The sequence below is a fragment of the Paracoccus sp. PAMC 22219 genome (assembly GCF_000787695.1).
Lineage (GTDB): Bacteria > Pseudomonadota > Alphaproteobacteria > Rhodobacterales > Rhodobacteraceae > Paracoccus.
In genome coordinates this window covers 1-6,640 of record NZ_BBPH01000214.1, presented here as the reverse complement: position 1 = coordinate 6,640, position 6,640 = coordinate 1, and the positions used below count along the sequence as shown (strand labels likewise).

Sequence of the window (6,640 nt, the reverse complement as noted above, 5' to 3'; positions counted from 1 at the left end):
GCGGGTCTGGACGGCGTGCCGCGCAGGCGCACCGGCAGGTCCAGCCGCCCGTCACTGCCCGCGAGAACCCGGCCAGCGCGGCCTGGGCCCGGTCGGTCACCGCCGTCCGGCCCAGCCCGATCCGCCCGCCCGCCATCACCGACAGCCGCCGCAGCCCTTGGGGCAGCGCCTTGCGGTCGGTGAACTCCAGCAGGTGCAGGGCCTCGTCATCGGCGATCGCGATCATCCCGCCCAGGGGCGTGTCGATCCAGTCCGCGCGCAGGTCGGCGGCCCCCCGCATCCGGTGCGGGGCATGCCCGAACAGGCGCGCGAAGGCCTGCCGGAACCCCGATGCCGAATCGAATCCCGCGTCCAGCTGTGCGTCGATCATCCTGCCTCCTTGCGTCAATGTGGTCAGGCCCGCGCGCAGGCGGGCCGCGCGCGCCAGTTGCAAAAAGCTGGTGCCCAGATGCTGGCGGAACAGCCGCCGCACGGTCGAGGGGTCGTGCCCCAGGGCGGTCAGGTCCGCCTCGGACCAGCGGCGGGCGGGATCGGCCGCCAGCGCCGCGCCCAACGTGGCGACCAACGGCGGCACCTGCCTTCGGGGCGGCAGCGCAGGCAGGGGCGGAACCCCGCGGCCCGCGCGGCGGCCGCATTCGCGAACCAGCGGCAGTTGTCGCGCCGCGGCTTGCGCGCCGGGCAGGTCAGCCGGCAAAAGATCCCGGTCGAGGTGACGCCGACCAGCGCCCGCCCCTCATATCCCGGATCGCGCGCCAGCAGCGCGCTGTACAGATCGTCATGGTCCGGCATCGCACCCTCCTGTCCGGATCGGTCTAGCCGATTCGCGGACAGGCCGGGGCGCGTTTTCGGGCAGTTCATCGCGGCGCCCGCAGCCAATCCAGCATCTGTCGCGCGGCCTCGACCGGGGGCAGCGCGCCTTGGGTGACGCGGGCGCCCAGATCGCTGATGCGGGCGCGGGCGGCCGGGGCGTCCAGCTGTGCCAGCAATCCGCCCTGCAGTTCGGCCATGAACCAGTCGCGCGCCTGTTCGGCGCGGATGCGGTCGAAATGACCCGTCTCGCGGCGCCAGTCGGCCAGATGGCGCATGCAGGACCACGCCTCGTCTAGGCCCGCGCCGGTGGTCGCGCTGACCGGCATGGCCTTGGGAAAGCCGTCCGGGTCCTGCGCCCGCTTGCGCAGCAGACGCAGCGCGCCCGCGTAATCGGCGACCGTGCGGCGGGCGGGGGACAGAAGGTCGCCATCGGCCTTGTTCACCAGGATCAGGTCGGCCATCTCCATGATGCCGCGTTTCACGCCCTGCAGCTCGTCGCCGCCCGCGGGGGCCAGCAGCAGGACGAACAGGTCCGACATCTGGGCGACCAGGGTTTCCGACTGGCCGACGCCCACCGTCTCGATCAGGACGACATCATGGCCCGCGGCCTCGCACAGGCGGATCGCCTCGCGCGTGCGGCGGGCGACGCCGCCAAGATGGGCGCTGGACGGGCTGGGCCGGATGAAGGCGCGGGGGTTGCGCGACAGCAGCTCCATCCGCGTCTTGTCACCCAGGATCGAACCGCCCGACCGGGTCGAGGACGGATCAACCGCCAGAACCGCGACGCGCAGGCCCTGTTCGGTCAGCATCGTGCCGAACGCCTCGATGAAGGTCGATTTGCCCACCCCCGGCGTGCCCGACAACCCGATGCGCAGCGCGGTGCTGTCGGGCAGCGCCGCGATCAGGCGGCCTGCACGGTCGCGATGGTCGGGGCGGGTCGATTCGACCAGCGTGATCGCGCGCGACAGCGCCCGCCGATCGCCCCGCAGCAAGGGTGTCAGAAGATCGTCCGTCATCGCCGCCTTGTCCCGCTTTGCCCGAAACACTGGACCAGCCACCGCCGGGGGGCAATCCCCCGTCAACCTTGTGCGACGGGGGGCAAGGGCGTAATCTTTCGCCATCCCGCGCGGAGGTCCCGTCATGCCCATCCTGTCCCGCCGCACCGTCCTGATGGGCGCCGCGGTCGTGCTGCTGCCCGTCGCGGGCCGGGCCGCCCCGCCGTCCGGCTGGCGGCTGATGATGGTCGAATCGCCCGCCTGTCACCATTGCCGCGCGTGGCACGCGCAGATCGGGCCGGGCTATGCGGCCTCTGCCGCGGGGCGGACCGCGCCCATGCTGCATGTCGACGTGGACGGCCCCTATCCCGACGGGCTGGCGCTGGCGCGGCGTCCGTGGATCACGCCGACCTTCGTGCTGCTGTCGGACGGCGCCGAAGCGGGCCGGATCGAGGGCTATGTCGGCGAACGCCATTTCTATCCCGTGCTGGAGGAGATGATGCGCGGTGCGGGGCTGACACTGCACGCGTGATATTCGGGCGGCGGCGGCGGGCCGGGCTTTCTGTCGCGGTCGGCATGCGCTAGTCAGGCACCCAGACAATTTGCGAAGGTGCCGCCATGCATGACATCCGTGCGATCCGTGACAATCCCGACGCCTTCGAGGCGGCGCTGAACCGCCGCGGGCTGACCGGCCTGACCGCGCAGATCCTGTCGCTGGACGAGGCGCGCCGCGGCCGCATCGCCGCCGCGGAAACTGCGCAGGCGGACCAGAACAAGGCCAGCAAGGACGTGGGCGCCGCCAAGGCGCGGGGCGACGACGCCGAATTCGAACGCCTGCGCGCGCTGGTCGCCACAACCAAGGCCGACATCGCCCGCATGCAGGCCGAGGCCACCGATCTGGACGCGCAACTGCGCGACCTGCTGCTGGGCATTCCGAACCTGCCGCTGGACCGCGTCCCCGAGGGCCGGGACGAGGCCGACAATGTCGAGCTGCGCCGGTGGGGCACGCCAGCCACGCTTGATTTCACCCCTGTCGAGCATTTCCAGATCGCGGGCGTCGTGCCGGGCATGGATTTCCAGACCGGCGCGAAACTGTCCGGCAGCCGCTTTGTCGTGCTGAAGGGCGCGGTCGCGCGCCTTCACCGGGCGCTGGCGCAGTTCATGATCGACCTGCATATCGACCAGCACGGCTTGGAGGAGACCTGGACCCCGGTCCTGGTGCTGGAACAGATGATGCTGGGCACCGGCCAGCTGCCCAAGTTCGGCGAGGACAGCTATCTGACCCGCGAGGGGTACTGGCTGATCCCGACATCCGAGGTCACGCTGACCAACACCGTGCACGGCGACCTGCTGGATCAGTCCGCCCTGCCCCGCCGCATGGTCGCGCACAGCCAGTGCTTCCGGTCTGAGGCCGGCAGCGCAGGCCGCGACACCACCGGCATGCTGCGCCAGCACCAGTTCGAGAAGGTCGAGATGGTGTCCATCACCGACGCCGAGACGGGCCTTGCCGAACATGACCGCATGACCCGCTGCGCCGAAGCCGTGCTTGAGGCGCTGGAGCTGCCCTATCGCACGATGATCCTGTGCACCGGCGACATGGGCGCGGGCGCGCGCATCACCCACGACCTGGAGGTCTGGCTGCCCGGCCAGGACCGCTATCGCGAGATCAGCAGCGTCAGCTATTGCGGCGATTACCAGGGGCGGCGGATGAACGCGCGCTATCGCCCGGCGGGCGGGGGCAAGCCGGAATTCGTGCACAGCCTGAACGGATCGGGCCTGGCGGTCGGGCGCGCGCTGATCGCGGTGCTGGAAAACGGCCAGCAGGCCGACGGATCGGTCCGCCTGCCCGCTGTCCTGCATCCCTATCTGAAGGGTGCGACCACGCTGACGGCCCAAGGCACGCTGGCCTGACCCCACGATTGCGCGGGCGGCGAAACTGCCGTCGCCCGACGCGCGTTGGCCTGCATGACACGGATCGGTTCAGTCTTGCATCTGGTGGTCGCGGCGATCTTCGTGATCTGCGGCGTGGCTTTCGCCATGATGCCCGATCCGCGCATCATCTCGGACGCGGCGCGTCTGGCGGCGCCGCTGCTGCCGCCCGTCGCTCCCACCAGCATCGCCATTCCGCACCTGTATCTGAACCCCGACAACCTGCTGATGTGGCTGCTGCTGATCGCCGTCTGGATGATGGTGATGCTGGACGCGGTCGGACAATGGATCGACCCGTCGGATGACGAACCCATCCGCGCCGGTCGCCCGCGCGTCTGGCCGATGGTGATGGGCGCGCTGGTGCTGGGGGCGGCATGGCCATCGCTGATCGACCATCCGGCGGTGCTGACGCTGGCAACCGTGGCGGGGGCTGTCGCGGCCACCGTGGGCGCGCGCCGCGCGGCCGGGCGGCACCGCCCCGCGATCGGTTTTCTTGCGGGATGGGCCACGGCGCTGGCATCCGCCGCGCTGGCCGAGCTGGCATCCGACCGGTTCGGGCTGTCCGCACAGGCGGTGTCGGCCGTGGCGATTCTGCCCGCGGCAGCCTTTGGAACCGCCGCCCAGATGTGGATCGGGCCAAGCGTTGGCTATTCCGTCGCTCTGATCTGGGCGTTCTGCGGGCTGGCGCTGTCCACCATGGGCAGCGATCCGATGATCGCGCTGGCCGCGATCATCGGGATCAGCGCGATGGCCACGGTCCTGATCCGCGCCGCCAGCTAAGCCGCGTCAGCTGCCCTTGGGCTTCTGACGGTGCTTGTGCTTGGACAGCGCGCCCGATTGCACGATCTTGCTGGCCTTTGCCTTGAACGGGTTTTCCCCGCCCTGGTCGCGGAAGAACAGCCGGATCGGCGTGCCGGGCATGTCGAAATCGGTCCGCAGACCGTTGATCAGATACCGCTGATAGCTGGTGGGGATCTGGTCGGTATGGGTCGATTTCACGATGAACGCGGGCGGACGCGTCTTGACCTGCGTCATGTAGCGCAGGCGGATGCGGCGGCCACCGGGTGCCGGGGGCGGGTGGCTTTCGGTCATCGCGCCCAGCCACTGGTTCAGGCGGGCGGTCGGCACGCGACGGTTCCAGACCTCGTGCGCCTTGATCACGGCGTTGTGCAGGCGGTCCAGACCCTTGCCGGTCTTGGCCGACACGGTGATCAGCGGCGCGCCGCGCAGCTGCGGCAGCAGCTTTTCGAAACTGGCGCGCATCTCGTTCAGCTTGTGGGACTTGTCGTCTTCGGTGTCCCACTTGTTCACGGCGATGACGACGGCGCGGCCCTCGGTCTCGGCGAAATCGGCGATGCGCAGGTCCTGCGTCTCGAACGGGATCTCGACATCCAGCAGGACAACCACGACCTCGGCAAAGCGCACGGCGCGCAGACCGTCCGCCACCGACAGCTTTTCCAGCTTTTCGGTCACGCGGGCGCGCTTGCGCATGCCCGCCGTGTCAAAGATGCGCATGGGCGTGCCCATGAAATTGGTCGTCACGCTGATGGAATCGCGGGTGATCCCGGCCTCGGGGCCGGTCAGCAGGCGGTCCTGACCCAGGATCTTGTTGATCAGCGTCGATTTGCCCGCATTGGGGCGGCCGATCACGGCGATCTGCAGGGGACGAGCCTCGGACGGGCGCCAATCCTCGGCGCCCTCGCCCGATTCGGCGTCCTCTTCGGACAGGTCCAGATCGGTCACGGCCTCGATCGGCGCGGGACGTTCGGCCTCAAGCTGGTCGGACAGCGGCATCAGGACGCGGTACAGATCGTCCATCCCCTCGCCATGTTCGGCCGAGATGCGCAGCGGTTCGCCCAGGCCCAAGGCATAGGCCTCCAGCGCGCCGGATTCGCCCGCGCGGCCTTCGGACTTGTTGGCGGCGACGATGACGTGCTTGGCCCGGCGGCGCAGGATCTCGGCGAAATACTCGTCGGCGGCGGTGATGCCGATCCGGGCATCGACCACGAACAGGCAGATGTCGGCCTCGTCCACGGCGCGTTCGGTCAGGCGCCGCATGCGGCCCTGCAGGCTGTCATCCTCGGCCATTTCCAGGCCGGCGCTGTCGATCACCACGAACCGCAGGTCGCCAAGGCGACCCGCACCCTCGCGGATGTCGCGGGTGACGCCGGGCTGGTCATCGACCAACGCAAGTTTCTTGCCAACCAGACGGTTGAACAGGGTGGACTTGCCCACATTGGGCCGCCCGACGATCGCAAGGGTGAATGTCATCTGTACGCGTGCAACTGGCCGTTGCGTGCAACGACGTAAAGGGTTTGACCGGCAACCACCGGGGCCGATGCCGCCCCACCGGGAATCGCCACCTGACCGACCAGCGCGCCGGAGGCGGGATCGAAGCTGCGCAACATGCCATCGCTGGAGGCGACATGCAACCTCCCCCCGGCCAGCACGGGTCCGTAATGCGCATGGACCGCATCCTGACGCCGCACACGATCGGTGGTGTAATACGGCAGCGGCTGGCGCCAGATGACGCCGCCGGTCGCCGCGTCCAGCCGTACCAGCTGTGCTTGGTCGTTCACGGAAAAGACCGATCCGCCCGCCACGACGACGGGACTGTTGGCGCCTTCGTCCGCGGTCCAGTCGCCCAGCCCGGTCGCAAGGTCGACCGCGCTGGTCCGCCCGGAGGAGGTACCCGCATAGACACGCCCGCCCGAAATCACCGGATCGCCGGTCACGTCGCGGACGACCGCGATGGCGCGTCCCGGTCGGGTGCCCGCGATCTGCGAGGTCCAGTTGGTCAGGCCCGACTGGCGGTCCACCGCCACGATCTGCCCGGAGGAGAACGGGAACACCACCGTGTCGCCCTGCACCGCGGGGACCGACACGCCCATGACGCCCGATCCCGA

At 69.8% G+C, this 6,640-nt stretch carries 8 protein-coding genes; 3 read left to right on the top strand and 5 right to left on the bottom strand.

Annotated features, from left to right (window positions below):
* The 3 genes from TY51_RS18795 to meaB all read right to left on the bottom strand — a co-directional run.
* Positions 1 to 565, bottom strand: a 565-nt coding sequence (locus TY51_RS18795) for a helix-turn-helix domain-containing protein (protein ID WP_197054838.1), incomplete at its 3' end; no start/stop codon positions are given.
* On the bottom strand, positions 499 to 789 hold the full coding sequence (locus TY51_RS22910) for an Ada metal-binding domain-containing protein (protein ID WP_052650475.1): 291 nt from the start codon (positions 787 to 789) through the stop codon (positions 499 to 501). The genes TY51_RS22910 and TY51_RS18795, both read right to left, overlap by 67 nt.
* Before the next feature lie 65 nt (positions 790 to 854).
* The gene (meaB, locus tag TY51_RS18790) at positions 855 to 1,826 is read right to left on the bottom strand and encodes a methylmalonyl Co-A mutase-associated GTPase MeaB (protein WP_042252697.1); all 972 of its coding nucleotides are present in this window, start codon (positions 1,824 to 1,826) and stop codon (positions 855 to 857) included.
* Between the two features lie 124 nt (positions 1,827 to 1,950).
* On the opposite strand from meaB, the gene TY51_RS18785 reads away from it, so the two are divergent.
* The 3 genes from TY51_RS18785 (at position 1,951) to TY51_RS18775 (ending at position 4,514) form a co-directional block, all read left to right on the top strand.
* Complete coding sequence (locus TY51_RS18785; RefSeq protein WP_231559145.1) at positions 1,951 to 2,337, top strand: SoxS protein; 387 nt, start codon at positions 1,951 to 1,953, stop codon at positions 2,335 to 2,337.
* A gap of 86 nt (positions 2,338 to 2,423) precedes the next feature.
* Positions 2,424 to 3,716, top strand: a complete 1,293-nt coding sequence (gene serS / locus TY51_RS18780; RefSeq protein ID WP_042252693.1) for a serine--tRNA ligase — start codon at positions 2,424 to 2,426, stop codon at positions 3,714 to 3,716.
* Positions 3,717 to 3,791: 75 nt separating this feature from the next.
* Positions 3,792 to 4,514: a hypothetical protein gene (locus TY51_RS18775; RefSeq protein WP_042252690.1), complete on the top strand. Its 723-nt coding sequence runs from the start codon at positions 3,792 to 3,794 to the stop codon at positions 4,512 to 4,514.
* Between the two features lie 6 nt (positions 4,515 to 4,520).
* Here TY51_RS18775 and der read toward each other — a convergent pair whose 3' ends face one another.
* Together der and TY51_RS18765 are read right to left on the bottom strand one after the other, a co-directional pair.
* On the bottom strand, positions 4,521 to 6,005 hold the full coding sequence (gene der, locus TY51_RS18770) for a ribosome biogenesis GTPase Der (protein WP_042252687.1): 1,485 nt from the start codon (positions 6,003 to 6,005) through the stop codon (positions 4,521 to 4,523).
* Positions 6,002 to 6,640 (bottom strand): PQQ-binding-like beta-propeller repeat protein (locus TY51_RS18765; RefSeq protein WP_042252685.1); only part of this gene is annotated, 639 nt, incomplete at its 5' end. The genes der and TY51_RS18765, both read right to left, overlap by 4 nt.

Bases quoted from the DNA above. Each gene is read 5' to 3' on its own strand.
- TY51_RS22910 (WP_052650475.1), bottom strand. From the start codon at position 789: ATGCCGGACCATGACGATCTGTACAGCGCGCTGCTGGCGCGCGATCCG.
- meaB (WP_042252697.1), bottom strand. From the start codon at position 1,826: ATGACGGACGATCTTCTGACACCCTTGCTGCGGGGCGATCGGCGGGCG.
- TY51_RS18785 (WP_231559145.1), top strand. From the start codon at position 1,951: ATGCCCATCCTGTCCCGCCGCACCGTCCTGATGGGCGCCGCGGTCGTG.
- serS (WP_042252693.1), top strand. From the start codon at position 2,424: ATGCATGACATCCGTGCGATCCGTGACAATCCCGACGCCTTCGAGGCG.
- der (WP_042252687.1), bottom strand. From the start codon at position 6,005: ATGACATTCACCCTTGCGATCGTCGGGCGGCCCAATGTGGGCAAGTCC.